Here is a 24,788-nt window from a genome sequence, read left to right as displayed (position 1 = left end):
CTTCTCGAATCCTGATCGGTTGGCGGGCTCGGGGCGGTGGCGGTCAGCCGGTGGCGCGGGTGGTCACGGCGGACAGCGGGGTGGCCACGTGCTCCAGCGACTTGCCCTCCGCGTCGACTCCGAGCACGATCTCCACCACGCCGCCGATGATCATCACGACGGCGCCGACGAGGTAGCCGATGAACAGCCTGCCCGGGTCCGTGCCCTCGCCGATCAGCCAGCCGTAGAAGACCGGACCGATCGCGCCGACGCACTGGGCGATGGCGAAGAACACCGCGATCGCCTTGGCGCGGATCTCCAGCGGGAAGATCTCCGAGACGGTGAGGTACGCGGCGCTGGCCCCCGCCGAGGCGAAGAAGAAGATGACGCACCAGGCGAGCGTCTGCGTGAAGGCGTTGAGCAGGCCCGCGTCGAACATCCATGCGGAGACCGCGAGCAGCGCGCCGGAGAGGATGTATGTGCCGGCGATCATCCTGCGCCGGCCGACGGAGTCGAAGAGGTGGCCCAGCAGCAGCGGGCCGGCGAGGTTGCCCAGCGCGAAGGCGATCAGATAGATCGGCGTCTTCTCGGCGTCAACGTGGTAGAACTTCGACAGCACCAGCGTGTACGTGAAGAAGATCGCGTTGTAGAGGAACGACTGCGTGATCATCAGGGTCGCCGACAGCGTCGAGCGGGCCGGCATGCGCGAGAAGAGCACGCGCAGCAGTGCCAGGTAGCCGTGCCCGGAGGACGGGCGGAGTTCCAGCGCGTGCGACTCGTCGACCGGGGCGAGGGTCTGGCCGGTCGATTCGACGTCGCGCTCGATCCGGGCGATGGCCTCCTCCGCCTCCTGCTCGCGTCCGTGCATGACCAGCCAGCGGGGGCTCTCCGGGAGGTGCCGGCGCAGGTTCCAGATCAGCAGCCCGATGATCGGTCCGATGAGGAAGCCCAGCCGCCAGGCGATGTTCAGTGAGACGTGGTTGAGCAGCACGTACGTGCCCAGGGTGCCGATGATGGCGCCGCCCCAGTAGGTGCCGTTGACGCCGATGTCGACACGGCCGCGGTACCTCGCCGGCATCATCTCGTCGATCGCGGAGTTGATCGCGGCGTACTCTCCGCCGATGCCCGCGCCGGCGATGAACCGGGTCAGGTAGAGGAAGGCCAGGCCGGTCGCGTCGCTGCCCCAGGTCAGCGCGGTGAGCGCGTTGCCGGCGAGGTAGACGCCGAGGGTCACGATGAAGAGGTTCTTGCGGCCCAGCGCGTCGGACAGGCGGCCGAAGAACAGTGCGCCGAAGACCTCGCCGAGCAGGTACACGGTGGCGATCGCGCCGACCTGCGTGCTGGACAGCCCCAGGGTCTCGTGCTTGTTGAGCACGGCGCCGACGGCGCTGGCGATGGTGATCTCGAGGCCGTCGAGCACCCAGGCGGTGCCGAGTGCCAGCACCATCCGGGTGTGGAACGGGGCCCAGGCGAGCCGGTCGATCCGGGCGGGGATCAGGCTGCGGATGATTCCGCCGGTGGGGGCGGATGCCGATTGTGTGTCAGCCAACGTGCACCTCCCAGGAAGCACCTGTGACGGGACCTGCCCGATGCACCAGACATCAAAACCCGCCACTTGACGTGAGCGTGCGAATCGATAAGGCTGCTCGTGAGAGAGCGCTCTCTCATCCCTGCCGACGACCAACGCCCGCCAGCGCCGGTCCACCGCCCGACCCGGCGTATTCCGAGGTGCGGCGTCGATCGCCGACGCCCCAACCCACGTCAGGGAGCAGCATTGATGCTCGACAAGTCCAGACCACCCACCCACGAGGACATCGACAGAGGTAACAGGAAACGGCGGCGCCCGCTGATCGTGAGCGCGCTCTCCGTGGCGGCCGTGCTCGTCGGCTACGCGGCGTTCACGATCGGCAGCGCCAGCGCCGCGAGCACCCTGCTGTCGCAGGGCAAGCCGACCACCGCCTCCTCGACGGAGAACGCCGGCACGCCCGCCTCGGCCGCCACCGACGGCAACACCGGCACCCGCTGGGCCAGCGCGTTCAGCGACCCCCAGTGGCTCCAGGTCGACCTGGGCCAGACGGCCACGATCGACCAGGTCGTGCTCAACTGGGAGGCGGCCTACGCGAAGTCCTTCCAGATCCAGACGTCCGCCAACGGCACGACCTGGACGAACATCTACAGCACCACCACCGGGACCGGCGGGGTGCAGACCCTGGCCGTGTCCGGCTCCGGCCGGTACGTGCGCATGAACGGCACCGCGCGCGGCACCGCGTACGGGTACTCGCTGTGGGAGTTCCAGGTCTTCGGCTCGTTCGGCACGACCGGCGGGGGCTGCGGCACCGCCAACGCGGCCCAGGGCCGGCCGGCCACGGCGTCGTCGACGGAGAACGCCGGCACGCCGGCCTCGGCCGCCTTCGACGGCAACACCGGCACCCGCTGGGCCAGCGCGTTCAGCGACCCCCAGTGGATCCAGGTCGACCTGGGCGGCACCGCCAGCATCTGCGGCGTCGACCTGAACTGGGAGGCCGCCTACGCGACGGCGTTCCAGATCCAGGTGTCCGCCAACGGCACGTCGTGGACGAACATCTACAGCACGACCACCGCCACCGGCGGCGTGCAGCAGATCACCGCGTCGGGCAGCGGTCGCTACGTGCGCATGAACGGCACGGCGCGCGGCACGGCGTACGGGTACTCGCTGTGGGAGTTCGCGGTCCACGTGAGCGGCTCCGTGCCGAGCGCGCCGGGCAGCACCTCGCCGAGCACCTCGCCGAGCACCTCGCCGAGCAGCCCGCCGCCGCCGGACCAGTTCTGGGGCGACACCAACTCCATCCCCGCGGCGAAGAACGTGGTCATGGTCAAGGTGCTCAACCGCACCAACGGCAAGTACCCGGACAGCCAGGTGTACTGGAGCTACAACGGCCAGGTGCACTCGATCGCCGAGCAGCCGTACTTCGACATGCCGGCCAACACCGCCGGCCGCATGTACTTCTACGTCGGCAGCCCGAACAGCCAGTACTACGACTTCATCGAGTTCACCGTCGGCCCGGCGGTGTTCAACGGCAACACCACCCGCGTCGACGCGTTCGGCCTGAAGATCGCGATGCGGCTGCACGCCAAGGACGGCTACGACGTGCAGGTCGGTGAGGACTACCAGACCTTCACCGAGTCGCGGGAGGCCACCTTCGCCAAGTTCATCGCGGAGGTGCCGCAGGAGTTCAAGGTCCTGGCCCAGTCCCAGGCGCCGTACCGGATCATCGCGCCCGGCAGCGACCCGACCTTCCGCACGGGCGGGGTGAACCAGAACTACTTCACCGCGTACGCGTCGCAGTACGGCATCAACGCCCCGACCTCCGACGTGTTCGGCTGCGCCGGGGTGCTCGCCAACGACCCGGGCAACTGCGCCGCGCTCAACCGGCACGTGCGCCAGCGGCCGCAGTCGGACTGGTCGACGCCGAGCCTGTACTACCAGGCGGCGCCGGCGAACTACTACGCCAAGTTCTGGCACGACCACGGCATCAACCAGCTGGCGTACGGCTTCCCGTACGACGACTACGCCGGGCAGTCCTCGTTCGTCTCGCACGGCAACCCGCAGTACCTGCTGGTGGCCGTCGGCTTCTGAGCCGTACCGACGAGGGAAGGGGTGGCGCGGTTTCACCCGCGCCACCCCTTCTTCAGTCCAGGTTTATCAGTCTACATTTACTATATGGAGAACGAGACCACCGCCGCCGCGCTGCAGGTCGCGGTCGGCCGGCTCGTCCGGCGGCTGCGCCAGACCCACGTGCCCGGGCAGCTGACCCTCTCCGAGGCCTCGGTGCTGTCCCGCCTCGACCGCGACGGCGCCGCGACCCCCGGCGAGCTGGCGGCCGGCGACCGGGTCAAGCCGCAGGCGATGGGGGTCACCCTGCAGGCCCTGGAGCAGCGCGGTCTCGTCTCGCGCTCGCCCGACCCGGGTGACGGCCGGCGGGTGCTGATGAGCATCACCGACGAGGGCCGGCGGCTGTTCATCGACCGGCGCTCGCTCAAGACGCACGCGCTCGCCGAGGCGATCGGCCGGCTCGACGACGACGAGCGGCGCGCCCTGACCGAGGCGACCCGGCTGCTGGACCGGCTGACGGAGCAGCTGTGACCGCCACGCTCGAGCGGACGAAGGGCGACCGGTACAAGTGGGTCGCGCTGTCGAACACCACGCTCGGCATGCTCATGGCCGCCATTGACGGCTCGATCGTCATCATCTCGCTGCCCGCCATCTTCCGCGGCATCGGCCTGGACCCCCTGGCGCCGGGCAACATCGGTTACCTGCTGTGGATGATCATGGGCTACCTGCTCGTGTCCGCGGTGCTGGTCGTGGCGCTCGGGCGCCTCGGCGACATGTTCGGCCGCGTCCGGATGTACAACACCGGCTTCCTGATCTTCGCGATCGCCTCCATCGCGCTCTCCGTCGACCCGTTCCGCGCGGAGCCGGGCGCCCTGTGGCTCATCGGCTGGCGCATGGTGCAGGCGTTCGGCGGCGCGATGCTCGCCGCCAACTCGGCGGCGATCCTCACCGACGCGTTCCCGGCCGGCCAGCGCGGCATGGCGCTGGGCGTCAACCAGATCACCGCGCTCGCCGGGCAGTTCCTGGGCCTGCTGCTGGGCGGGGTGCTCGCCGCCGTGGACTGGCGGGCGGTGTTCTGGGTCAGCGTGCCGGTCGGCGTGGTGGGCACGATCTGGTCGTACCGCAGCCTCCGCGAGACGGGCGAGCGCCACCGCGCACCGATCGACTGGGCCGGCAACCTGACGTTCGCGGCCGGCACCGCGCTGATCCTCGCCTCGATGACGTACGGCATCCAGCCCTACGGCGGCCACCCGACGGGCTGGACGAGCCCGAAGGTCCTCGCCGGCATCGGCCTCGGCGTGGCACTGCTGGTCGCGTTCGTCGTCATCGAGTCGCGCCTGTTCGGGCTGGGCCCGGCCGCGCCGATGTTCCGCCTGGGCCTGTTCCGCATCCGCGCGTTCGCCGCCGGCAACCTGGCCGCGCTGCTGGTCGCGATCGCCCGCGGCGGGATGCAGTTCATGCTCATCATCTGGCTGCAGGGCATCTGGCTGCCGCTGCATGGGTACCGGTTCGAGGACACGCCGCTGTGGGCGGGCATCTTCATGCTGCCGCTGACCGCCGGGTTCCTCGTCGCGGGACCGGTCTGCGGGTATCTCTCCGACCGCTTCGGCGCCCGCCTGTTCTCCACCACGGGCCTGGGGCTGGTCGCCGCCGCGTTCGCGGGCCTGCTGCTGATCCCGGTGAACTTCCCCTACCCGCTGTTCGCCGGACTGCTGCTGCTCAGCGGCCTGGGCCAGGGCATGTTCGCCGCCCCCAACACGTCGGCCATCATGAGCAGCGTCCCGGCGGACCAGCGCGGCGTCGCCTCCGGCATGCGGGGCACGTTTCAGAACGCGGGCACGTCCCTGTCGATCGGGGTCTTCTTCTCGCTCATGGTGGCGGGCCTCGCCCGGGCCCTGCCGGACACGCTCACGACGGGCCTCACCGCCCAGGGTGTACCGCACGACGTCGCCGCCTCGGTCGCGTCGCTGCCCCCGGTGAGCACCCTGTTCGCGGCGTTCCTGGGCAGCAACCCGATCGAGCACCTGCTGGGCGGCACCGTGCTCGCCGCGCTCCCGCCCGGCAACGTGGCCACGCTGACCGGCCACGAGTTCTTCCCGAACCTCATCGCCCAGCCGTTCCACGACGGCCTGGTCGTGGTGTTCGGCGCCGCGGCGGTGATGACCCTGCTGGCCGCGGCCGCGTCGGCCTCCCGCGGCCACCACGTCCGCCGGGGCTGACGCCGGCGCTGGCATCCGGGCGTCACCCGCCGGCCGCCGGGCCGTTCTCAGGTGGCTCTCAGCAAGCGCGTGGCACGGCGTGCCAATATTTCTCAATGGCGACTTCTGAGGCGGTATCGGGTCCTGCCGTTCGGCGGCGTTCGCTGCTGCGGCCGCTCGCGTTCGTGGCGACGCTCGCCGTGGTGCTGGGGCTGCTGTTCGGGGTGCCGTGGTGGTCGCTCGTCATGGCCGGCAACGCGTGGCCCGGCGTCGTGCGGGTGCTCGGGACCGTGGTCTTCGCGGCGGCGCTCGTCGTGTTTCCCGTCACCATGTTCCTCGGGCACGGGCGGGGCGTGGACTGGGCGGCCCGCACCGGCGACACGATCCTCGGGGCCGTGTGGATCCTGTTCGTCTGGGCCGTGGCCGGGGACCTGCTGCGCCTCGCGCTGCTCGCCGGCGGGGTCGGCGACCCGGTGCGCTCGCGGGTCGCGGCCGGCTTCACCGTGCTCGTCGCCGCCGGGCTCGGGGTCTGGGGCTACCGAGAGGCCATGCGCGTCCCGCGCGTGCGCCGCGTCGAGGTGCGCATCCCGCGGCTCGGGGCCGGGCTCGACGGGCTCAGGATCGTGCAGCTCACCGACACCCACTACGGGCCGATCGACCGCGTCGCGTGGTCCAAGGGCGTGACCGAGGTGGTCAACTCGCTCGAGGCCGACATCGTCACGCACACCGGTGACATCGCCGACGGCACCGTCGCGCAGCGCACCGACCAGGCCGCGCCGCTCGGCGACGTGCGGGCCCGGCTCGCGCGGGTGTACGTCACCGGCAACCACGAGTACTTCGGCGAGGCCCAGGGCTGGCTCGACCACATGCGGGCGCTCGGCTGGGAGCCGCTGCACAACCGGCACATCGTCGTCGAGCGCGGCGGGGACCAGCTCGTCGTGGCCGGCGTCGACGACCGCACGGCCGCCGGGGCCGGGCTCGAGGGGCACCGCGCCGACCACGCGCTGGCGCTGGAGGGCGCCGATCCCGACCTGCCGGTGGTGCTGCTCGCCCACCAGCCGAAGCAGATCGACGCCGCTGTCGCGCACGGGATCGACCTGCAGCTGTCCGGGCACACCCACGGCGGGCAGATCTGGCCGTTCCACTATCTCGTGCGCGTCGACCAGCCGGTGGTGCAGGGGCTGACCCGCCACGGGGCGCGCACCCAGCTGTTCACCAGCCGCGGCACCGGCTTCTGGGGGCCGCCGTTCCGGGTGTTCGCGCCGAGCGAGATCACCGAGATCACCCTGCGAGCGAAGTAGACCACCTCCCACCTCCTTGGTACCGTTGGGTACCAAGGAGGTGGGTCATGCTGCTGGGGCTGCCGGGCACCGCGATCCGCTGGGCGACGAAGCACGGGTCCATGCGAGCGGGCGTCAACGCCGCCGCCCGCAGGGGCGACGAGCAGGCCCGCTTCTTCACCGATCCGGCCGTGCGCCAGGAGCCGTACCCGTTCTACCGGACGATCCGCGACACCGCGCCGCTGGTGCGAGGCCGCTGCCCGTGACGATCTGAGCAGGCGCGCGCTCGCGGTGCTGCCTCGCCGACGACGACGAGCCGCACAACGGCCACCGCCCCGAGGCGGCGGCGCGGGACGCTTAAGGCATGCTGTTCGCGTGCAGTTCGAACTCGGGACCGACGGACCCAAGGTCATCGTGGTCGGTGTCGACGGATCGGACACCTCGATGCGCGCCGGTGCGTATGCCGCGGGCCTGGCCCGCCGCCAGCGCGCCCGGCTCGTCGTCGTCTACGTGACGGGCGCCCCGGCCGCGAGCCGCCTGGTCGCCGAGGCCGCGGGCGCCGTCGAGCAGGCCATCAACGAGTCGATCGAGGACCTGCGCCGCGAGGTCGAGGAGGGCGCCCTGCAGATCGGCCTCTCCGCCGACTTCATCGCCGTGCGCGGCGACCCCTACGCGGAGCTGGTTCGTGTCGCCACGGACCTGCGCGCGGACGCGGTCGTGGTCGGCTCGTCAAGCCGCTTCGGCCATCGCTTCGTCGGCTCGCTGGCCGTCCGCCTGGTCAAGTCCGGCCGCTGGCCGGTCACCGTGGTCCCGTAGGACGCGGCGGCCAGCAGGGCCGAGAGGGCCTCGTGGTCGGCCGGGGTCAGCGCCGTCTCCCAGGCCTCGACGACGTCCATCATCGCAACCCGGGGGCCGAGCGGTCGCGCTGCTGCGCGCCGGGGGTGTCGTTGAAGGCGCGGCGCACCACCTCGTGCGCGGCGCGGCGCTGCTCGGTCACGTCGCGCAGGGTCACGACCATGCCGCGGACCAGGCGGTCGTCGCGCAGGTCGCGGAAGATGACGTCGACCAGGACGCGAGCGCCGTCGGGGCGGCGCAGGCTCCACCGGTCGCGGGTGCCGTCGCGGTCGCCGCTCAGGGCGCGCTGGACGGTGCGCAGCACCTGGTCGCGGTCCTGCGGTGCGACGATCTCGCGCAGCGTGGCGAACGGGGTGGGCCAGATGCCCAGCACGTCGGCGACCGATGGGCTCGTGTATCGGATGCGCTGGTCGTCGTCCAGCACCAGGACCACGTCGCTGCCGTGCTCGGTGACCGCGCGCAGGTATTCGTCGCTGTCGCGGCGGCTCGCGGCCTCGGTCAGGCCGATGCGGGCCAGCGCCAGCGCGGCCTGCCCGGCGACCACCGACACGGCGTCGAGCGCGGTGAGCAGGTCGCGGCGGGCGCCGGCGACGTAGAGCACGCCGGCGTCGAGCGGGCAGATCAGCACGTGGCCGTACCCGGCCAGCCGGGCGCCCCACAGCGGAGGAATGTCGGCCACGGGCCGGACGCGCGGCGCGGACAGCTCGCCCAGGGGCAGCAGGTCGGTGAGGCTGAAGTCGACGACGATGTCGTGTTTCGCCCCCTCGGGCAGCAGGGTGCGCACCGCGGCCTGCACGGCGGCGGCGACCTGACCCGCGTCGGCGGCGCCGACGAGCACGGTGCCGGCCTGGCGCAGCGCGCGCTCGCGGCGCAGAGCGCCGGCGTGCTTGCCGACCGCGTCGCTGAGCCGCACGACGAGCAGGGCGAGGGTGATGCCGGAGGCCACCGCGATGACCGGGCCGTCGTGCACGCCGCCGGTCATCGCCTGCACGAGCAGCAGCAGCGGCGCGAACGCGACGCAGGCCAGCAGCGGCGCCATGCCCAGGCCCTGGACGGGCCCGCGGGCGGCGCCGACCGGGCCGGGCGGGGGAGCGGTCAGCCGGGCCATCGACGGCAGCAGCGCGGCCGCGCCCCAGGCGGCGTAGAGCACGACGTAGGCGAGGTCGGCCGGGCCGCCCGGCTCGAGGCCGCCGTGGGCCTCGGCGATGCCGTAGGCCACGTCGCCGACGAGCATCCCGGCCGCGCCGATCGCGAGCAGGACCGCGGCGGCGTTGCGCGGGGCGGCGGTCACCAGCCGGACGGTCACCACGAGCACGATCACGTCGCCGAGGGTGAACGCGGCCTGGACCGACCACCCCGCGGCCGTCATGACGCCGCCGGCCATCCGCGGCGAGGCGATGAACACCCAGCTCGCCAGCAGCGCCGCGGTGCCCAGCGCCAGCAGGTCGAGCAGGCGGGAGCGGTCGTCGAGGAAGGCGCTCTCGCGGGTCAGGCCGATGAGGGCGACCGTCACGATCGGGAGCATGGCCAGGTAGGCCAGCTCGGCCGCGGTCGCCGCGCCACCGCTCGACGAGACGAGGCCGTAGGCGAAGTCGCCGACCGTCATCGCGAGGAGCGCGCCGGCCAGCGCCCACCACGGGCCGGGGCGCTGCGGGCGGACGCGCGCGATGCCGGCGACGATGGCGCCGGCCGCGCACAGGCCGATGCCGGCCCACGCCACCGAGTCGAGGTCGGGCCGGGCGAACAGCAGGGCGGCCAGCGCCGTCATGAGCGCGGCGTACCCGACCAGGACTCGCCCACCGCCCGGCACACCCATCGACATCCTCACCTCAGCCCAGGTCACGCAGGTCCGCCAGCAGCAATGGTGTCACCCATTCGCGGCGTTCGCGCGCTACCTCGCCGGTCATCGCTCGGCTCGGCATCTCGGTCAACAGCAGAAGATAGAACTGGATTCGGTACATCATGAGCCGCGCCCGCTCCGCCGCCGTGAACGCGCGCGGTGCCGGGCCGTGGTATCCGAGCAGCACCGGGTGCCCGGGCTCCTCCTCCATCCGCCGGCCGATCGCCGGGGACACGAGGTCGTAGAGCGGGTCGCCCCAGAAGTACCGCTCGCCGTCGACGAGCCCCGTGAGCCGGCCGGCATCGCACAGCACGTTGCCGTCCCACAGGTCGAAGTGCACCAGGACCGGCTCGCGGACCTCGGCCAGGGCGCCCGAGTGCCGCTCGAACGCGGCCATGATCCGCTCGCCGGGCACCGGCAGGGCGACGCCCCAGTCGCGGGCGTCGGCGAGCAGGTCGGCGGTCATCGCCACGAACGCCTCGGGCCACGTCTCGCCGCCGGCCCGGCCGTCACCGTCGTAGCCGAACCGGGTGCCCGTCACGGTGTGCAGGCGGCGAAGGGCGGCGCCGAGCTCCCGCCGTACCGAATCCTCGGCCTTTCGGTCTTCCGGCTGCTCCGTCAGGGGCCGGCCGGGCAGCAGCCCGACCACGACGACCTCGTCGTCGGCGTCGAGCACCGGCGGCACGGGCACCCCGCCCGCGGCCCCGGCCAGCCGGTAGTAGCGCGCCTCGGCGGCGATCACGCCCCGCTCGTAGCGCAGCAGCGGCACCCCGGGCGGCGGGCCGATCTTCACGACCGCCTCGGTCCCGTCGTCGAGGGTGGCCCGCCAGACGGCCGCGAAGGTGCCGCCGGAGAGCGCTCCACAGTGGACGGCGGTGCGGCCGAAACGCTCACGCAGCACGGCGGCGACGGATTCGGGGGTCAGCTGGCGCTGGGTCGGGCTGATGACGGCGGACACGCGCACACCTTACGCGGCCGTGGCCCCGTCCGGGAGGCGGCCAGATCGCACGCAAAGCGAAGTAAGGTCCGTCACCGTCCGGTATGCCACGCGTCCGCGGCGGGGTTCTACCTGGCGTGGACGTGGTGGTGATCGGCGCGGGGCAGGCGGGCCTGTCGGCCGCCCACGCGCTGCGGCGGCGTGGCCTGTCGTTCGTGGTGCTCGACGCCGGCCGGGAGCCGGGCGGCGCGTGGCGGCACCGCTCGCCATCGCTGGGCGTCGAGTCGCTGCACCGCATCTTCGACCTGCCCGGCATGCCGTTCACGCCGCCGCCGTCGGGCCCGGCCGCGCCGGTCGTGGCCGAGTACTTCCGCGCGTACGAGCGCGCCTTCGACCTGCCGGTGCTGCGCCCGGCACGGGTCCGCTCGGTGTCGCGCTCGGCGGACGGCCTGCGGGTCGTCGCCGAGGCCGGTGGCGTGTGGGACGCCCGGGCGGTGATCAACGCGACCGGCACCTGGGGCGCGCCGTACGTCCCCTTCCATCCCGGCATCGCGGACTTCGCCGGGCGCCGGCTGCACTACGCCGAGTACCGAGGCCCGGCCGCGTTCGCCGGTCAGCGGGTGCTGGTGGTCGGCGGCGGCAACTCGGCGATCCACGTGCTGGCCGAGCTCCCCGACGCCTACTGGGTCACCCGCCGCGAGCCGGTCTTCCACGAGGGCGAGTTCACCGAGGACCACGGCCGCGCCGTGGTGGCCCGGGTCGCCGAGCGGGTCGAGGCCGGCCTGCCGCCGCGCAGTGTGGTGAGCGTGACCGGCCTGGGTTACACCGCCCTGGCCCGCGCGGCGCTGGAGCGTGGCGCCCTGGTCCGCCACCCGATGTTCGACCGGCTGGTCCCCGGCGGCGCGATGTGGGGTGAGCGGTTCGAGCCGTTCGACGCGATCATCTGGGCCACCGGCTTCCGCGCCGACCTCGCCCACCTGGCCCCGCTGCACCTGCGCGAGCCCGGCGGTGGCATCCGCATGGCGGGCACCCGCGTGGTCCGCGAGCCCTGCCTGCACCTCGTCGGCTACGGCCCGTCGGCGAGCACGGTGGGCGCCAACCGCGCCGGCCGGGACGCGGTCCGCGAGATCGCCGCCCTGCTGCGCCCCGCCGCGCAGCCGGTCCCCGGCGTGCCGTGACGGTGATGTTAAATCCGGTGGCGCGGGCTATGCATCGACGGGTGCGACTGTCACAATCTCCGGCGTGGCTGACAACGGGTTACCGCGCCTGCGCGCACGGGTACGGTCGGTGTCCGACTCGGTGAAGGCGCACCCGGGGATGTACTTCGGCGCCTTTCCGGCCGCCGACTGGCCGCTCGTCATCGCCGCCTGGACGGCCACCGACCTGCTGCGGCTGGCCGAGCAGACGTCGCGGGTCGAGCTCACCCTGCACACCGGCGGCGGCCTGTCGGCGTCGGTGCGCGGCGCCCGCGTCACGGCGCCGATCTCGGGCGACGGCCGGCCCGTGGGCGACATCATCCGGGCCGGGATGTGGTACACGGAGCTGTCCCGCTCCACCGTCGTGGACGTCGCGCCGCCGGGCGAGCCGCAGCTGACCGGCGACGAGCTCCTGTGGTCCGGCCTCGACGTGACGATCCGCTCCGAGCTCGACCCCGGCCTGTTCGGCGTGCCCGCCGCCGACTGGTGGCGCGACGGCGTGACCCGGCTGGCCGCGGTCCTGGCCACGCCGCGCCACCGCCCCGCCGACTGGCAGCGGGTCCACGTCACCGACGAGGAGACGGGCGAGACGGCCGACCTCCCGTAGCGGCAGCGGCGACAACACACCGGGAAACGCGGCGACAACACATCGGGAAACGCGGCGGGGCAGCACGGCGGGAAACGCGCCGGGAGTCGCTCGGTTACCGTGCGCCGCCGGCCTCGCGCAGCAGGGCGCGGGCCGTGCGTGCCGTCTTCGACGGGCCCGCGAACCCGGCCAGCCAGGCGCGTAGGCCGTCGCCGCCGGGCACGGCGCCCGCGCGGACCGACTCCTCGTGCAGTGCCGCGAGCAGCGAATGCAGGCCCGGATGCGCGCGCGGCAGGCGGGGCAGCGTGCGGGCGAGCACGTCCGCGACGGCCGGGGCGGCGCGGGCGTCGCGCAGCGCCGCCGACCAGCGCGTCGCTGTGGCGTGCCCGGCGATGCGGACCATGGCGTCGGCGAGCAGCCCGGCGTCCAGCCGGCCCGGCGGTACGAGTGCCGCGAGTGCTTCGGCGGCGCGCAGCCGGTGCCCGAACTCGTGCGCGGTGAGCCCGCAGGCGAGCACGGCCGCGGCCATGGGACCGAGGCGGCCGGGGTGCGTCCGCAGCGCGTCGAGGACGGCGGCGGCCCCGTACGAGCGGTCAGGCCCCGCGGCGTACCACACCTCGTCGATCGACCGCGCGAAGAACACCTCGGCGTCGTGCGGCCAGACCTGCGCCGTCCACGGGATCCAGTCCGGGCCGTGGTCAGGTTGTTGCGCCTGGGGGGTGAACACGGTCGGCCGGTCCGCCGCCGTCGTCGCGCCCGCCGGTCGCACCTCGACCTCGGTGTCCCACCACGTGACGGTGCGCTGGCGGTCGCCCTCGTCGTAGCGTGTCGAGCGGGCGGTGACCGCCAGCCCGAGGCGGGCCGCGTGCCCCTGGCCGGCCCCGCCGAGGCCGGCGGCGACGAGGTGGGGGTCGTCGTCCAGCGGCGCCCGGGAGCGGACTGCCGCCACCCACACCGCGGGGTCGCCGATGGGGGCGGGCGGGCCGCCGAGCGCGTACCGGGCCGCCGCCCCGGCGTCGCCGGGCAGGTCGCGAGCGGTGCGCAGGGCGGCGGGGCGGCCGTCCGGGTGCAGTTTCAGCAGGGCCGCGACGAGGTCGTGGTGCGCGGGCGGCCCGGCCGCCGCGGCCATGCGGGCGACGAACTCGCCGGGGTCGAGCCAGCCGGTCGGATCGCTCGGGGTGGCCAGCAGGACGCCGGGCCGGGCCCGTCCCACCGAGACGGCCAGCACCTCGGCGAGCCGGGCGGCCGGTAGGTCGCCGCGCACGTCGAGGTCCGCGCCGAGCAGCACCGCGGCGATGTTGCGCCGCAGCGACGCGAACTCGCCGCGCAGCGCCCGGCGGGCCGACCCGGCGAGCTGCGCGAGCTCGTCCGCGGCGGTCCCGGCCGCGACGGTGGCCAGCAGCAGCTCGATCTCCCACGGGTCAGTCTCGCCGGCCAGCAGGGCGGCGGCCCGCTCGCCCGCGGTGAGCGCCGCAGGACTCACACCAGGTCCCAGCCCCGGCGCCCCCAGCGCCTGCACGGGCGGCGCGGGGATCGCGTCAAGGGCCCCGCCGGGCGCCTCTACGTGTGGCGCCGAGGTCGTGTCTGTGCCCCGGCCGGGCGCCTCCGCGTGCGGTGCGGGGGTCGCGTCGGGGCCCGGTCGGGGCGTCTTCGCGTGCGGTGCGGGGGGCGTGGCGAGCCAGTTCGCCGCATCCCGGGCCACCGTCGGCTCCAGCAGATGGAGCCGCTCGGCGACCGGTTCGCGGGCGCCGAGCTCCCGCAGCAGGTGCAGTGCTTTGGACTGCACGTCGCGGTGGGCGTGCTCGAGGCCGGGGGCGGCGGCCGCGGCGACCGGCGCGGCCAGGTCCGGGCGGCGCCGGGCGATCCGCTCCAGCAGGCCGAGGACGGCGAGCGGGGAGCCCTTGGCCGCGACCGTCAGGCCGGGCGCGCACGAGGCCGCGAACGCCTCGTCCTCCAGCGCGCCGGCCCGCTCCACGGCGGTGAGATGGCGTACGGCGAAGGCGACCGTCGCGGCCGTCCTCGACGACAGCAGGTGCCGCAGCGCCGGCTGCGCGGCGGTCAGCTCGGCGGCGGTGGGGGCCAGCACGGTGTACAGCCGGGAGAAGAAGCCCGCCCGGTAGGCGCCGAAGTCCCGGGCCAGCGCGCGCAGGCAACCGTCCAGCACCCGCTCGCGCGGCAGGGTGCCGTCGGCGACGAGCGTGCGCAGGCAGACGGCCCAGGTCGCGTCCGGATAGCTGAACTTGTCGACGTTGGCCAGGCTCACCTCGCCGCCGCCCTCGATCTTGAAGACCTGCCACAGCAACGTCTCGCGCAGCTCGTCGTCGCCGCGGATCGCGTCGAGGCGGGCGGCGGGGTCGTGCCGGTCGCCGAGCGCGGAGATCATCGCGAGCACGTACGTGTCGTCGTGTTCGAGCCGCACCAGCTCGAGGCGCTCGAGGAGGCGGACCCCGGCGAACATCGCCCGCTGCGGCCAGTGCGCGGCGATGTACTCGACCAGGGCGGTGACGTCGGTCTTCAGCCGGGCGGGCGGCGGCGCGGCGGGTACGGCGGCGCCGGGGTCGAGCTGCCAGAGTGCGGAGGCGAGGTACCAGTGGCCGGGCTCCGCGGCGGGCAGCTCCGCGAGCCGCTCGTACACCGTCTCGATCGACACCATCGGCTCAGTCTGCCAGCAGTGGTCGTGCCGGCGAGGACGCGGCGGTCAGGGCAGGTGCAGGGTCCGCGCCGGCCAGCGGGTGCGCAGCCAGCGGTCGTGGCTGGCGACCACGAACGCGCCCGGGCCGGTGTTCAGGGCCTCCTCCAGCTCGTCGCACAGGGCGGGGGACAGGTGGTTGGTTGGCTCGTCCAGCAGCAGCAGGTCCGGCGGGTCGGCGATGAGCAGGGCCAGGGCCAGTCGGCGGCGCTGACCGACGGACAGTTCGCCGACGGGCCTCGCGGCGTCGCGCGGTGCGAGCAGGCCGAGGCTTCGCAGCGGTACCGACTCGGCCAGATCGGCGCCGAGGACCGTCTCGTAGGTCCGCAGCGCGGTGCGGTCGGGACGGTCGAACGTCGTGTCCTGGGTGAGCAGGCCGAGCCGCAGGCCCGGGCGGCGCCGCACACCCTCGGCGGGCAGCCGGCCGGCCAGCACGGCCAGCAGCGTCGACTTGCCCGCCCCGTTCGCGCCGGTGACCAGGAGGCGGTCGCCGGCCGGGACGTCGAGGCGGTCGAGGGCGAGCCGGCCCGCGACGCGCACGTCGCGCGCCGAGACCAGCGGGCCGTCGGCGTCGGCGGCCTCGGCGCCCAGGGCACGGACACGGAACCGCAGCGGCGGCGGAGGCTTGCGGACCTGCTCGCGGGTGAGGGTGTCGAGGCGGCGGGCGGCGTTGCGCACGCGGCGGGAGATCTGCTGCTCAACCCGGCCCGTGGTGCGGCCGAAGTTCATCTTCTCGTTGTCGCGCTTGGGCCGGTTGTGCGCGACCTGGTGCGCGGTGACCGCGACCGCGCGGCGCAGGTCGGCGAGCTCCTCCTGCTCCTCGGCGAAGCGGCGCTCCCAGCGCTCCCGCTCGGCGCGGCGCTCGGCCTGGTACGCGGTGTACCCGCCGCCGTAGCGCACCGGGCCGTCGACGGCCGGGTCAAGGTCGATCAGGTCGGTGCAGACGGCGTCGAGGAACGCCCGGTCGTGGCTGGCCAGCACGACCGCGCCGGGCATGCCGCGCAGCTGCTCCTCGAGGAACGCCGCGGCGGCGTCGTCGAGGTGGTTGGTGGGCTCGTCCAGCAGCAGCGCGGCCGGGCGCCGCACGAGCAGGGCCACGAGCGCCAGGCGGCCGCGCTGCCCGCCCGACAGGGTCCGCAGGGGCCGATCATGCGGTACCGCGGCCAGCCCGATCCCGGCGAGCACGATCTCCGCCCGCCGGTCGGCGTCCCAGGCCTCGATCTCCTGGGCGCGCTCGAGCAGCGTCGCGTACTCGTCCAGGCGCCCGCCGGCGAGCGCGGCGTCCATGGCCGCCAGGCACGAGCGGGCCTCGCGCAGCGCGTCGTCGAGCACCTCGGCGAGCGTGGCGTCCGGGTCGTAGGGCATCTCCTGGTGCAGGAAGCCCGTTGTGTCGTTGCCGGGTGGGCGCACGACGGTGCCGCCGTCGGGCTCGTCGGCGCCGGCGAGCAGCCGCAGCAGCGTGGACTTGCCGGTGCCGTTCTCGCCGATCAGGCCGATGCGGCGGCCGGGCGCGGCGGTGAGGGACACCCCGTCGAGCACGCGGCGGGTGCCGAACGTGCGCACGAGGTCATGGGCGAGCAGGGGAGCGAGAGACAAGAAAGACCACCGGCGGTGAGACGCTTCCGCCCGCCGGGCAGGTGCCTCGGTCGCGGGCGCGGGAAGGGCCGGTGATCACATCCAGTTGAAGATAACCGGCCGGGCCCGCCGCCCGCAATGCGATCTACAGCACGACGTCGCCGGCGCCCTTGAGCGACCGGGTGATCTTCCTCTTGTCGAGCATGAGATAGCAGCGGGCGGTGTGGTTGCCGGCCGTCCACTCGTCCCTGGCGGCGGCTATCCAGTAGCCGTAGTACAGCGCCCTCACCGACGCCCAGTGGCTGCGGCTCATGCCGGTGTAGGCGAGCATCTTCGCCTCGCACGACTTGCCGAACGCGTCGAGGGCCTTGTCCCCGGTCGGGTACTCGTTGGCGGGGCTGCTGACGGAGCCGACGTACTCGACGTCGTGCGGGTCGGTGCACTTCGCCGGCGTGATGTCGTCCCAGCGGTCCGTGGTCATGCCGACCTGGGTGCCGCAGCCCAGCCGCAGGTCACCGTCGGCGGCCAGGCCGCCCTTCATCGAGTCGTGGCGCGGCGCGAAGGTGCCGCCCTCGGTGCGCAGGGCGCCGACGTCGCAGCGGTAGAACCGCGCGCCGCCGGTCCACTGCCGGTTCGTCGGCGCGGAGACCACGACGTACACCCGTCCCGCCTGCCACTCGGCGCCGAGGTAGTCCCCGGCCGACTTGTCGCAGTCGGCCCACGCCTCGGTCAGCTGCGACGGTGCCGGCGGCGAGCTGGATTCGGCCACCGTGCCGGTGAAGTGGCCGATCTTGGTCGTCTCGAAGACGTGCTGCATGTCGCACGGCGTCTGGATCAGGTCGCCCGCCTTCAGCTTGCGGGCCGACGTCGTCGTGGTCGTCCAGCAGTCGCCGGCCTTCGGCTCGGGCACCTTGGGCGCGCTGAGCATCGCCCAGTCGTTGGTCAGGTCGCCGTCGCCCGCCTTGGGCCCGCCGCAGCCGGCGAGCGTGCCGAGCAGCGCCAAGGCGCACGTCAGCACCGCGATTCGCTTCACTTCTGCCTCCCCCGCGAATGATCGAGGCGCACTATGTCAACTTCTCGGCCCAACCGGAATCAACCGAACAGTTGACCTTGTGCGGCGCGGCCGACGCCGGCGTTCACCACCGTCCCGGACCGGCGATCGGGCTATTTCGCGTGACCCGGCCATGCTAGTTTCTTCGCTAGTTCGAAAATCAACGAACAAGGAAACGGTGGATAGAAGGCGGCATGGCATCACCTCCGAAGGCAAGCTCAACCCGTACTGGGCGGTGAGCATGACATGAGCGAATCTCTCACCTCTGCGAACACGTCACGACCGGCCGACACCCCGGTGCCCGATCCGCGGGCACCGGTGGGCCCGGGCGTACGCACGGTGGCCGTGCTGTCGTTCGCGACACTGTTCGTGATCGGCACCGACACCTTCCTCGTCGCCCCGCTGTTGCCGACGCTGTCGCATGCGTTCGGGGTCGGCGCCGGCATCTCCGGCTGGATGGTCAGCGCCTACGCCCTCGGCTACGCCGGCCTGGCGCTGTTCGCCGGCCCGCTGAGCGATCGGCTCGACCGGCGGCGCGTACTGCTCACCGGCCTGGCGGCGTTCGCGGTGGCGACCGCCCTGTGCGGCGTCGCACAGAGCTTCTGGACGATGATCCTGTTCCGGTTCCTGGCCGGGGTCAGCGCCGCGTTCGTCACCCCGCAGATCTGGGCCTCGATTCCGGTGCTGGTGCCGCCGAAGCTGATCGTCCGCACCATGGGTACGGCCACCGCCGGCCTGTCGATCGCCCAGGTCGTCGGCATCCCGATCGGCAGTTGGCTGGCCGCCGCGTCGTGGCACACGCCGTTCTGGGCACTGGGCGGCGTCTCCGTGCTGCTATGGGCGGCGCTCGCCCGGTTCTTCCCCTCGGTGCCGCCGAACGGGGCGGCGCGGCGGAGCATCCGGCAGACCTACGGCGACGTGCTGCGCACTCGCACCCTGGTCCTCTACCTGCTGGCCTATCTGGTCTTCCAGACCGGCAACTTCGAGGCGTTCTCGTTCATCGGGTCCTGGTTCACCCGCGACTTCCGCCTGGACGTCGCGTCGGTCGGCACCGCGATGATCGCGCTGGGGGTGGGCAACACGATCGGCTCGTTGTTCGGCAGCCGGTTGATCGGCCGGCTTGGCCAGCAGCGTTCGCTGCTGCTGTCCTTCGTCGCGCTGCTGGCGTTGTACGCCGCCCTGCCGTTCGCGCCCGGCCGCGCCGTCGCGGTCGCCCTGCTTACCGTCATCTTCCTGATCGGCGGGTTCGTCTTCCCGATCTTCATGGCGATGCTGCAGTCGCAGACCACCACGGCGCGGGGCACCGTGTCCTCGTTGTCCAACGCCGCGATGTACGTGGGGTCGACAATCGGCGGGGTGGTCGGCGGCGTTCTGCTCACGCGGGTCGACGGCTTCTTCGGCGTCGCCGGCTTCACGGTCGCCGCGTACGTCGTCTCGCTGGCGGTCTTCGCCGGCGCCGGCGCCCTGCGCCATCGGCACGCCGGCTGACCCGGCAACGAGGGGTCCGGGTCGATCCCGGACCCCTCGTTCGTCCTCATCGCCCCGCGGGTGCCGGCTCGGCCGCCGCCCGCGCGGTAGCGCTCCAGCAGGCCGGCGACCACCTCCGGGTCGTCGAGCAACGGCGCGGTCAACTCGGCCAGGGCCGGCCGCGTCGGTGCCGATGTTGGTGACGAAGACGAGCGCGCTCAGCCGCTGGATCGGCTCGATCTCGTGGCGGCTGGCCGCGGCCGGCGACGGGCGGGCGTTCGTGCTCCAGACCGGCGACTGCGCGGAGAGCTTCGCCGACGGGACGGCCGAGGCGGTGGCCAAGGCCGCGATGGTGATCGGCCTGGCCGAGCACCTGGCCCGCGTCGTCGGGCGTCCGGTGGTCCCGGTGGCGCGGATCGCAGGGCAGTACGCGAAGCCGCGTTCGGTGCCTGTCGAGTCGTCCGGGCCGGTGCACCTGCCGGCCTTCCGCGGGCACATCGTCAACGGGGACCAGGCGACGCCGCACGCCCGGCAGCACGACGCGCGGCGGCTGGTCGCGGCCTACCGGCACGCCGCACAGACCGATCGCCGGCGGTATTCACCTCGAACTGGCGGCGGGACCGGTGACCGAGTGCCTGGGCGGACCCGGGCCGCAGACCGAGCGGCAGCTGCTGGACCACTACACCTCGCTGTGCGACCCGCGGCTGAACCCGGTGCAGGCCGGCGCCCTGATCGAGGGCATCGGCCAGTCGTAGCCCCAGGCCTCGATCTGGCGGCTAGGCGCGGGCGGCCGAGAGGGCCGCGGCAGCCGCATCGGTCAACGCCGGCGGGCCGCTGCGCTCGACCAGGTCGAGCAGGCCGGGGAACCGGCGATTGAGCTCCTCCGACCGAACCGTGACATAACGGTGGGTGCCGGCCACCCGGGTGCGGGTGACGCCGGACTCGCGCAGCACCTTGAGGTGATGGGAGAACGTGGACTTGGCCATCGCCTCGCCGAGTGAGTTGCAGGACTGCTCACTGCCGAGCGCGATCAGCGTCCGGACCACCTCGAGGCGAGCCGGATCGCTGAGTGCGTGGAAGAGGTTCTCCAGGCGGATCTCATGCTCCGCGGGATGGAGTAGAACGCGCATGATGTCCCCCTCCGGTTGCTTCCCAAGTTCGATGATCGTAGACCACTAGTTCTCTGGTCAACAACACGAGAGCCAACACGAGGACATCCGATCGCGCGTCAGGCCGTGGTTTCCAGCAGGCTCCCCTCGAGGCTGGTGTACGTCTCCTCCGGCAGGCCCAGGTACGCGCGGATCGAGCCGTGGCGGGCCCGCAGGTCGCCGAGGAAGAGCAGCATGGTCTCGGCCGGGGAGAGCAGCCAGCGGTTCGGCATCCTGGCGATCTCGGGGTGCAGCCCGCGCAGGTACGCCATGCTCCGGTCGGTCGCGGCGCTGGTCAGCGCGTAGTCCTCGGCGATGACCTCGTCGGGCACGCCGAGCGCGCCGAGCGTCACCGCCGACACCACGCCGGTGCGGTCCTTGCCCGCGACGCAGTGCACGACGACCGGCGCGTTGCCGGTTTCGGCGATGACCTCGACCGCGGCGCGGATCGCGCCGTGGCCTTGCTCGGCGAGGTCGAGGTAGCGATTGGCGAGCCAGCGCGCGTCGCTGGGCTCGTCGTTGTCGGTGGCCTCCTCCCATTCGGCGTGCACCGGGCTGAGGTGGTGGTAGGTGAGCCCGTCGAAGGCGTGGATGCGCCCATCCCGCTCGATCTCGCGGGGCCGGCGCAGGTCGATGACGGTGCGCACGCCCAGCGCGGTGAACGAGGAGGCGTCGGCGGGGTCGATGCGGCTCAGCGAGTCGGAGCGGTACAGCCGCCGCCAGCGGGTGCTTCGGCCGCCGGGAATCGGGTATCCACCCAGATCGCGGAAGTTGAACAGGTTGGGATGGTCGTAGTTCCGCACGCGAGGACCATAGCGTGCGACGTTCCGATCGTCTGTCCGCAACCTGGGCCGACGGAGAAGGCCGACGGAGAAAGAGGATCGAGGCGTGCCGCGCAGACCGCACGCCGTGGTGACCGAGCCCCTCGGCACCCTGCTCGCCAGCGTGCCGAAGAGCCGGCCCGGCTGGCTCACCGTCCTGAAGACCACCGCCGCGGCGACGACCGCCTGGGTGGCCGCCCGGCAGTTCGGCGAGAACGCGGCGGTGCTCTTCGCGCCGGTGATCGCGGTGCTGACGTTGCAGGCCAGCGTGTACGGCTCGATCGCCACCGGGCTGCAGCTGCTGTTCGCCAACCTCGTCGGCACGGCGCTCGCGATCGGCTGGACGCAGCTGCTCGGGCTCACCTGGTGGTCGCTGGCGCTCGCCGCGTTCGCCGCGCTCGCCGTGGCCCGGCAGATCACCAACACGCCGCTGGCGCGCAACCAGGTCACCATCGCCACCCTCGCGGTGCTCGTGCTGGCGCCGGTCGCCCACGGGTACGGCCAATGGCGCTTCATCGACGTCGCCATCGGCTCGGCCGCCGGCCTGACGATCGCGGTCGTCGTGCCGGAGCCGCCGCACACCCGCAAGATCCGCGCCGCCCTCGGCACCTGGGGGCGGGCCTGCGTCACCGTGCTGCGCCGCATCGCCGGCGAGCTGGCCGACCGGGCCGACACGGAGCAGCCGCTCCGCCCGGGCGAGCGCCACGACTGGATCGCCGAGTCGCGCAGGCTCAACGACGTCAGCGCCGAGGCGGGTGCCGCGATCGCCGGGCTGGAGGAGGTCACCATCCTCAACGTGTTCGCCCGCCGGCTGCGCCGCGACGTGCACGAGGTGCGGCGTGAGCAGCTGTGGCTGACCCGCATGACCCTGCAGGTGCGGGCCATCTCCCTGGCGGTCGACCGGCTCTACGACCGGGCCGGCCCGGCGCCGGCACTGGACCGCGACACCCTCCAGGCGCTGCTTGCCGCGCTCGGCGAGCTGCTGGAGCAGCGCGTCGACGGCGGGTCGTCCGACGACAGCTCGCTGCGGGCCGGGCTGATCGCCGCGGTGGAGCAGGTGCACACGGTGTTTCCGACGGCGCTCGCCGTGCTCGACTCGGTGTCGTTGCTCGGCCGCCTCGACCAGCTGCGCCAGGACATCGTCGGCGGGGAGGCGGCGGCGCTGATCGACCCGGACGCGCTTCCACGCGACTGAGCGAAACTTGATTCAAGTCGCGAAACAGCACGGCGGTACCACCACACCCACCACGCCCGGCTCCGGCCTCAACCCGAACGTCGCGCCGGGCGGCAACTTCGACCTGTCGATCTGGCAGCTGCAGCTGCCGACCGGCAGCCCCGGCGCCCCGACGACCATCCAGCCGTCGCAGCTGAAGGGGGCGAACGGGTACACCGACCCGGCGTACTTCTTCACGGACAAGACGGACGGCTCGATGACGTTCTGGGCCCCGGAGAAGGGCGTCACCACGCCGAACTCGAACTACGCGCGCTCGGAGCTGCGCGAGATGAACGCCGGCGGCGGCGCCGCCGACTGGCGGCTCGCCGGCTCGCACAAACTGTCGGCGACCCTGCGCGTCCCGTCGGTGACGAAGAACGTCTGCGTCGGCCAGGTCCACCTCGGCACGGGCGGCCCGTCGACGAAACCGCTGCTGGAGCTGTACTACCGGCCGAACGGCGACATCATCCTCGGCGCCGAGAACTCCCCGGACGGCGGCCAGACCCTGCACACGGTCGGCAACGTGCCGCTCGGCGTCAAGTGGAGCTACGTGATCGCCATCTCCGGCGGTAACACGATCAAGCTGACCGTGAACGGCAGCACCACGAGCTACGCGATCCCGTCGTCGTTCAACCAGTACGGGATGTACTTCAAGGCCGGCTCGTACAACCAGTCCTCCTCCGACAGCACCACCAACGGCGCGAAGGTCAAGTTCTACGCCCTCACCGTCAGCCACGGTTGAACCGCGGCGCGCCTTCCGTTCCTTGCCTTGACCGTTGCGTATAGGGCAGGCTTACCTACGTTTTGGACCGGTTGGGCGGGGGACGGATGGCGCGCGACGGCGAGGCCGGCGAGGCCGGCGGGGAGACACTGAGTGAGCTGCTCGGCGGCTGGCGATCGGCCGTGGAGACCGCCGTCCCGGTGCTCGCGTTCGCGGCCGGCTGGCTCGGCGGCGGGCGCTCCATCGCGCTGGGGGCAGGCGTGGCGGTGCTGGCCGGCGCGGGCGTGGCGGCGTGGCGGGTGGCCGAGCGGCGCCGGCCCATCGGCACCGTGGTCAGCCTGCTCGTCGTGTGCGTCGGGGCGCTGGTGGCGCTGCGGACCGGGCGGGCCGAGGACTTCTTCGGGGTCCGGGTGCTCACGAACGCGGCCAGCGCGCTGGCGTGGGCGGCGAGCATCCTGGTGCGCTGGCCCTTCCTCGGCCTGGTCGTCGGCACGGTGCTCGGGCAAAAGGCGCGGTGGCGCGCCGACCCGGACCTGCTGCGGGCGTACCAGCGAGCCAGCTGGGTCTGGGTCGGACAGTACCTCGTGCGGCTGCTCGTCTTCGTCCCGCTCTGGTGGGCCGGGCAGGTGCTGTGGCTCGCCGCCGCGCAGACCGTGCTGACCTGGCCGCTCGTGGCGGCCTGCCTGGCGGTCAGCTGGTGGGTGCTGCGCCGCTCGCTGCCGCAGGGCCACCCCGGCATCCGCCACCCGCGGGTCCTGCAGCCGCGGTAGCGCCGATCCCGGCGGCGCGCCGTCCGGGCGCTTCCCGGGGGACGCTCGAGCGCTCGCGACCACGGACCCGGGCGATTCCGCGCGTGACCCCGGGCGCCCCGAGCCGTTGTGCACAGCGACGCGTGTGTGCCCCTCTCGCAGCGGCGTATCACCGCGGCTTGTCGTTACCGCGATCGCGACGGGATGGACACCATGGACGGGACCGCCACCGAACAGCTCAGTATGACCGCCGCCGAACTGTCGTTCCTGCTGGCCAGCGGGGACCGGCCGGGGGAGACCCCGCGACTGCTCGGGCTCACCGACGCCGACCGGACCGACGCGGTGCTCAGCGCCGGGGTCGGGTCGCTGCTGCTGCGCCACCTGGCCGTCCCGGTCGACGGCAACCGGCTCGAACTGGCCCCGGCCGTGGCCGCGGTGGCCGCCGGGCTGCACCGGCCGCGCGGGTTCGTGCAGGTCGGGCTGACCGCCGACGACCACGCGGACGGCGCGCTGCTGCTCGACGCCGAGCGGATCCGGGTGCTCGTGGCCGCGCGGGCGTACCGCTGCTACGACGTCTCCCCGCTCGCGCCCGGCGCCGACGCGCGCGAGCCGCTCCTGGCGGTCGCGGACCGGTTCCTGCACCGCCACCGGCCCGCGCTGGCCACGTTCACGGCCTCGCCGGCGGCGGACTTCGCGCTGGGCGCCCAGCCGGCGCGGGCGACGCTGTCCTCGTCGGCCGACGGCACCTGGCGGGTCGTGACCAGCGACGGCACCGAGACCACGGCCGAGGACTTCGACGCCGCGGCCGCGGTCATGCGCGACGAGCTGGGCCGGATGCTGTCGATGGCCCCGGCGAAGTCCTGAGCCGTACGCGGTGCCGCGGGCGGGTCG

General features: G+C 73.3%; 22 protein-coding genes and 1 pseudogene. 15 read left to right on the top strand and 8 right to left on the bottom strand.

Annotated features, from left to right (window positions below):
- Positions 1-43: 43 nt before the first annotated feature.
- Complete coding sequence (locus ABT297_RS29075) at positions 44-1,528, bottom strand: MFS transporter (RefSeq protein ID WP_350555326.1); 1,485 nt, start codon at positions 1,526-1,528, stop codon at positions 44-46.
- Positions 1,529-1,756: 228 nt separating this feature from the next.
- On the opposite strand from ABT297_RS29075, the gene ABT297_RS29070 reads away from it, so the two are divergent.
- The 6 genes from ABT297_RS29070 (at position 1,757) to ABT297_RS29045 (ending at position 7,865) form a co-directional block, all read left to right on the top strand.
- On the top strand, positions 1,757-3,595 hold the full coding sequence (locus tag ABT297_RS29070) for a discoidin domain-containing protein (protein WP_350555324.1): 1,839 nt from the start codon (positions 1,757-1,759) through the stop codon (positions 3,593-3,595).
- 84 nt (positions 3,596-3,679) lie between these two features.
- Positions 3,680-4,102, top strand: a complete 423-nt coding sequence (locus ABT297_RS29065; protein WP_350555322.1) for a MarR family winged helix-turn-helix transcriptional regulator — start codon at positions 3,680-3,682, stop codon at positions 4,100-4,102.
- A complete protein-coding gene (locus ABT297_RS29060) occupies positions 4,099-5,790 on the top strand; it encodes an MFS transporter (RefSeq protein ID WP_350555320.1) in 1,692 nt (563 codons plus the stop codon). The genes ABT297_RS29065 and ABT297_RS29060 overlap by 4 nt, the downstream gene beginning before the upstream one ends.
- Before the next feature lie 95 nt (positions 5,791-5,885).
- Entirely contained in the window at positions 5,886-7,070 is a 1,185-nt protein-coding gene (locus ABT297_RS29055; RefSeq protein WP_350555318.1) for a metallophosphoesterase, read from the top strand.
- A 47-nt stretch (positions 7,071-7,117) separates the two neighbouring features.
- Positions 7,118-7,315 (top strand): hypothetical protein, encoded by a 198-nt coding sequence (locus ABT297_RS29050; RefSeq protein ID WP_350555316.1) that lies wholly within the window; start codon positions 7,118-7,120, stop codon positions 7,313-7,315.
- A 109-nt stretch (positions 7,316-7,424) separates the two neighbouring features.
- Entirely contained in the window at positions 7,425-7,865 is a 441-nt protein-coding gene (locus ABT297_RS29045; protein WP_350555314.1) for a universal stress protein, read from the top strand.
- Between the two features lie 79 nt (positions 7,866-7,944).
- On the opposite strand, the gene ABT297_RS29040 is transcribed toward ABT297_RS29045, so the two are convergent.
- Both ABT297_RS29040 and ABT297_RS29035 read right to left on the bottom strand, forming a co-directional pair.
- The gene (locus ABT297_RS29040; protein ID WP_350555312.1) at positions 7,945-9,720 is read right to left on the bottom strand and encodes a PAS domain S-box protein; all 1,776 of its coding nucleotides are present in this window, start codon (positions 9,718-9,720) and stop codon (positions 7,945-7,947) included.
- A gap of 13 nt (positions 9,721-9,733) precedes the next feature.
- Entirely contained in the window at positions 9,734-10,702 is a 969-nt protein-coding gene (locus ABT297_RS29035; RefSeq protein ID WP_350555310.1) for a phosphotransferase family protein, read from the bottom strand.
- A gap of 116 nt (positions 10,703-10,818) precedes the next feature.
- Between ABT297_RS29035 and ABT297_RS29030 the strand changes: the two genes are divergently transcribed.
- Together ABT297_RS29030 and ABT297_RS29025 are read left to right on the top strand one after the other, a co-directional pair.
- Positions 10,819-11,859, top strand: coding sequence for an FAD-dependent oxidoreductase (locus ABT297_RS29030; RefSeq protein ID WP_350555308.1), 1,041 nt, complete (start codon positions 10,819-10,821; stop codon positions 11,857-11,859).
- A 64-nt stretch (positions 11,860-11,923) separates the two neighbouring features.
- Positions 11,924-12,484 (top strand): hypothetical protein, encoded by a 561-nt coding sequence (locus ABT297_RS29025; protein ID WP_350555306.1) that lies wholly within the window; start codon positions 11,924-11,926, stop codon positions 12,482-12,484.
- 94 nt (positions 12,485-12,578) lie between these two features.
- Here the strand turns inward: ABT297_RS29025 and ABT297_RS29020 are convergent, their stop codons facing one another.
- From ABT297_RS29020 to ABT297_RS29010, 3 genes are all read right to left on the bottom strand, one after another.
- Positions 12,579-15,116 carry a DUF6493 family protein gene (locus tag ABT297_RS29020; protein ID WP_350555304.1) on the bottom strand — a complete coding sequence of 846 codons (2,538 nt, stop codon included), beginning with the start codon at positions 15,114-15,116 and terminating at the stop codon, positions 12,579-12,581.
- Between the two features lie 45 nt (positions 15,117-15,161).
- Entirely contained in the window at positions 15,162-16,748 is a 1,587-nt protein-coding gene (locus ABT297_RS29015; protein WP_350555302.1) for an ABC-F family ATP-binding cassette domain-containing protein, read from the bottom strand.
- Positions 16,749-16,872: 124 nt separating this feature from the next.
- The gene (locus ABT297_RS29010) at positions 16,873-17,760 is read right to left on the bottom strand and encodes a septum formation family protein (RefSeq protein WP_350555300.1); all 888 of its coding nucleotides are present in this window, start codon (positions 17,758-17,760) and stop codon (positions 16,873-16,875) included.
- A 264-nt stretch (positions 17,761-18,024) separates the two neighbouring features.
- Between ABT297_RS29010 and ABT297_RS29005 the strand changes: the two genes are divergently transcribed.
- The 3 genes and pseudogenes from ABT297_RS29005 (at position 18,025) to ABT297_RS28995 (ending at position 20,000) form a co-directional block, all read left to right on the top strand.
- Positions 18,025-19,266, top strand: coding sequence for an MFS transporter (locus ABT297_RS29005; RefSeq protein WP_350555298.1), 1,242 nt, complete (start codon positions 18,025-18,027; stop codon positions 19,264-19,266).
- A 172-nt stretch (positions 19,267-19,438) separates the two neighbouring features.
- Positions 19,439-19,816 (top strand): annotated as a pseudogene (locus tag ABT297_RS29000) (3-deoxy-7-phosphoheptulonate synthase); the annotation flags it as partial.
- 13 nt (positions 19,817-19,829) lie between these two features.
- On the top strand, positions 19,830-20,000 hold the full coding sequence (locus ABT297_RS28995; protein WP_350555356.1) for a 3-deoxy-7-phosphoheptulonate synthase: 171 nt from the start codon (positions 19,830-19,832) through the stop codon (positions 19,998-20,000).
- Positions 20,001-20,021: 21 nt separating this feature from the next.
- Here the strand turns inward: ABT297_RS28995 and ABT297_RS28990 are convergent, their stop codons facing one another.
- Together ABT297_RS28990 and ABT297_RS28985 are read right to left on the bottom strand one after the other, a co-directional pair.
- Positions 20,022-20,375, bottom strand: a complete 354-nt coding sequence (locus ABT297_RS28990) for an ArsR/SmtB family transcription factor (RefSeq protein WP_350555296.1) — start codon at positions 20,373-20,375, stop codon at positions 20,022-20,024.
- 98 nt (positions 20,376-20,473) lie between these two features.
- Complete coding sequence (locus ABT297_RS28985) at positions 20,474-21,196, bottom strand: tyrosine-protein phosphatase (RefSeq protein WP_350555294.1); 723 nt, start codon at positions 21,194-21,196, stop codon at positions 20,474-20,476.
- A gap of 85 nt (positions 21,197-21,281) precedes the next feature.
- On the opposite strand from ABT297_RS28985, the gene ABT297_RS28980 reads away from it, so the two are divergent.
- The 4 genes from ABT297_RS28980 to ABT297_RS28965 all read left to right on the top strand — a co-directional run bounded on the left by ABT297_RS28980 (position 21,282) and on the right by ABT297_RS28965 (position 24,761).
- Positions 21,282-22,409, top strand: a complete 1,128-nt coding sequence (locus tag ABT297_RS28980; protein ID WP_350555292.1) for an aromatic acid exporter family protein — start codon at positions 21,282-21,284, stop codon at positions 22,407-22,409.
- Positions 22,410-22,416: 7 nt separating this feature from the next.
- Entirely contained in the window at positions 22,417-23,169 is a 753-nt protein-coding gene (locus ABT297_RS28975) for a polysaccharide lyase family 7 protein (protein ID WP_350555290.1), read from the top strand.
- Between the two features lie 86 nt (positions 23,170-23,255).
- The gene (locus ABT297_RS28970; RefSeq protein ID WP_350555288.1) at positions 23,256-23,918 is read left to right on the top strand and encodes a DUF3159 domain-containing protein; all 663 of its coding nucleotides are present in this window, start codon (positions 23,256-23,258) and stop codon (positions 23,916-23,918) included.
- Between the two features lie 192 nt (positions 23,919-24,110).
- On the top strand, positions 24,111-24,761 hold the full coding sequence (locus ABT297_RS28965) for a hypothetical protein (protein ID WP_350555286.1): 651 nt from the start codon (positions 24,111-24,113) through the stop codon (positions 24,759-24,761).
- The last annotated feature ends 27 nt before the right edge of the window (positions 24,762-24,788 follow it).

Origin of the sequence: Dactylosporangium sp. NPDC000555 (genome assembly GCF_040300025.1) — a bacterium.
Lineage (GTDB): Bacteria > Actinomycetota > Actinomycetes > Mycobacteriales > Micromonosporaceae > Dactylosporangium.
This window is presented reverse-complemented; position numbering and strand designations above follow the sequence as displayed.

Coding starts and splice junctions, on each gene's coding strand:
- ABT297_RS29070 (WP_350555324.1), top strand. CDS start 1,757: ATGCTCGACAAGTCCAGACCACCCACCCACGAGGACATCGACAGAGGT.
- ABT297_RS29065 (WP_350555322.1), top strand. CDS start 3,680: ATGGAGAACGAGACCACCGCCGCCGCGCTGCAGGTCGCGGTCGGCCGG.
- ABT297_RS29055 (WP_350555318.1), top strand. CDS start 5,886: ATGGCGACTTCTGAGGCGGTATCGGGTCCTGCCGTTCGGCGGCGTTCG.
- ABT297_RS29050 (WP_350555316.1), top strand. CDS start 7,118: ATGCTGCTGGGGCTGCCGGGCACCGCGATCCGCTGGGCGACGAAGCAC.
- ABT297_RS29040 (WP_350555312.1), bottom strand. CDS start 9,720: ATGGGTGTGCCGGGCGGTGGGCGAGTCCTGGTCGGGTACGCCGCGCTC.
- ABT297_RS29020 (WP_350555304.1), bottom strand. CDS start 15,116: ATGGTGTCGATCGAGACGGTGTACGAGCGGCTCGCGGAGCTGCCCGCC.
- ABT297_RS29005 (WP_350555298.1), top strand. CDS start 18,025: ATGAGCGAATCTCTCACCTCTGCGAACACGTCACGACCGGCCGACACC.
- ABT297_RS28990 (WP_350555296.1), bottom strand. CDS start 20,375: ATGCGCGTTCTACTCCATCCCGCGGAGCATGAGATCCGCCTGGAGAAC.
- ABT297_RS28970 (WP_350555288.1), top strand. CDS start 23,256: ATGGCGCGCGACGGCGAGGCCGGCGAGGCCGGCGGGGAGACACTGAGT.
- ABT297_RS28965 (WP_350555286.1), top strand. CDS start 24,111: ATGGACGGGACCGCCACCGAACAGCTCAGTATGACCGCCGCCGAACTG.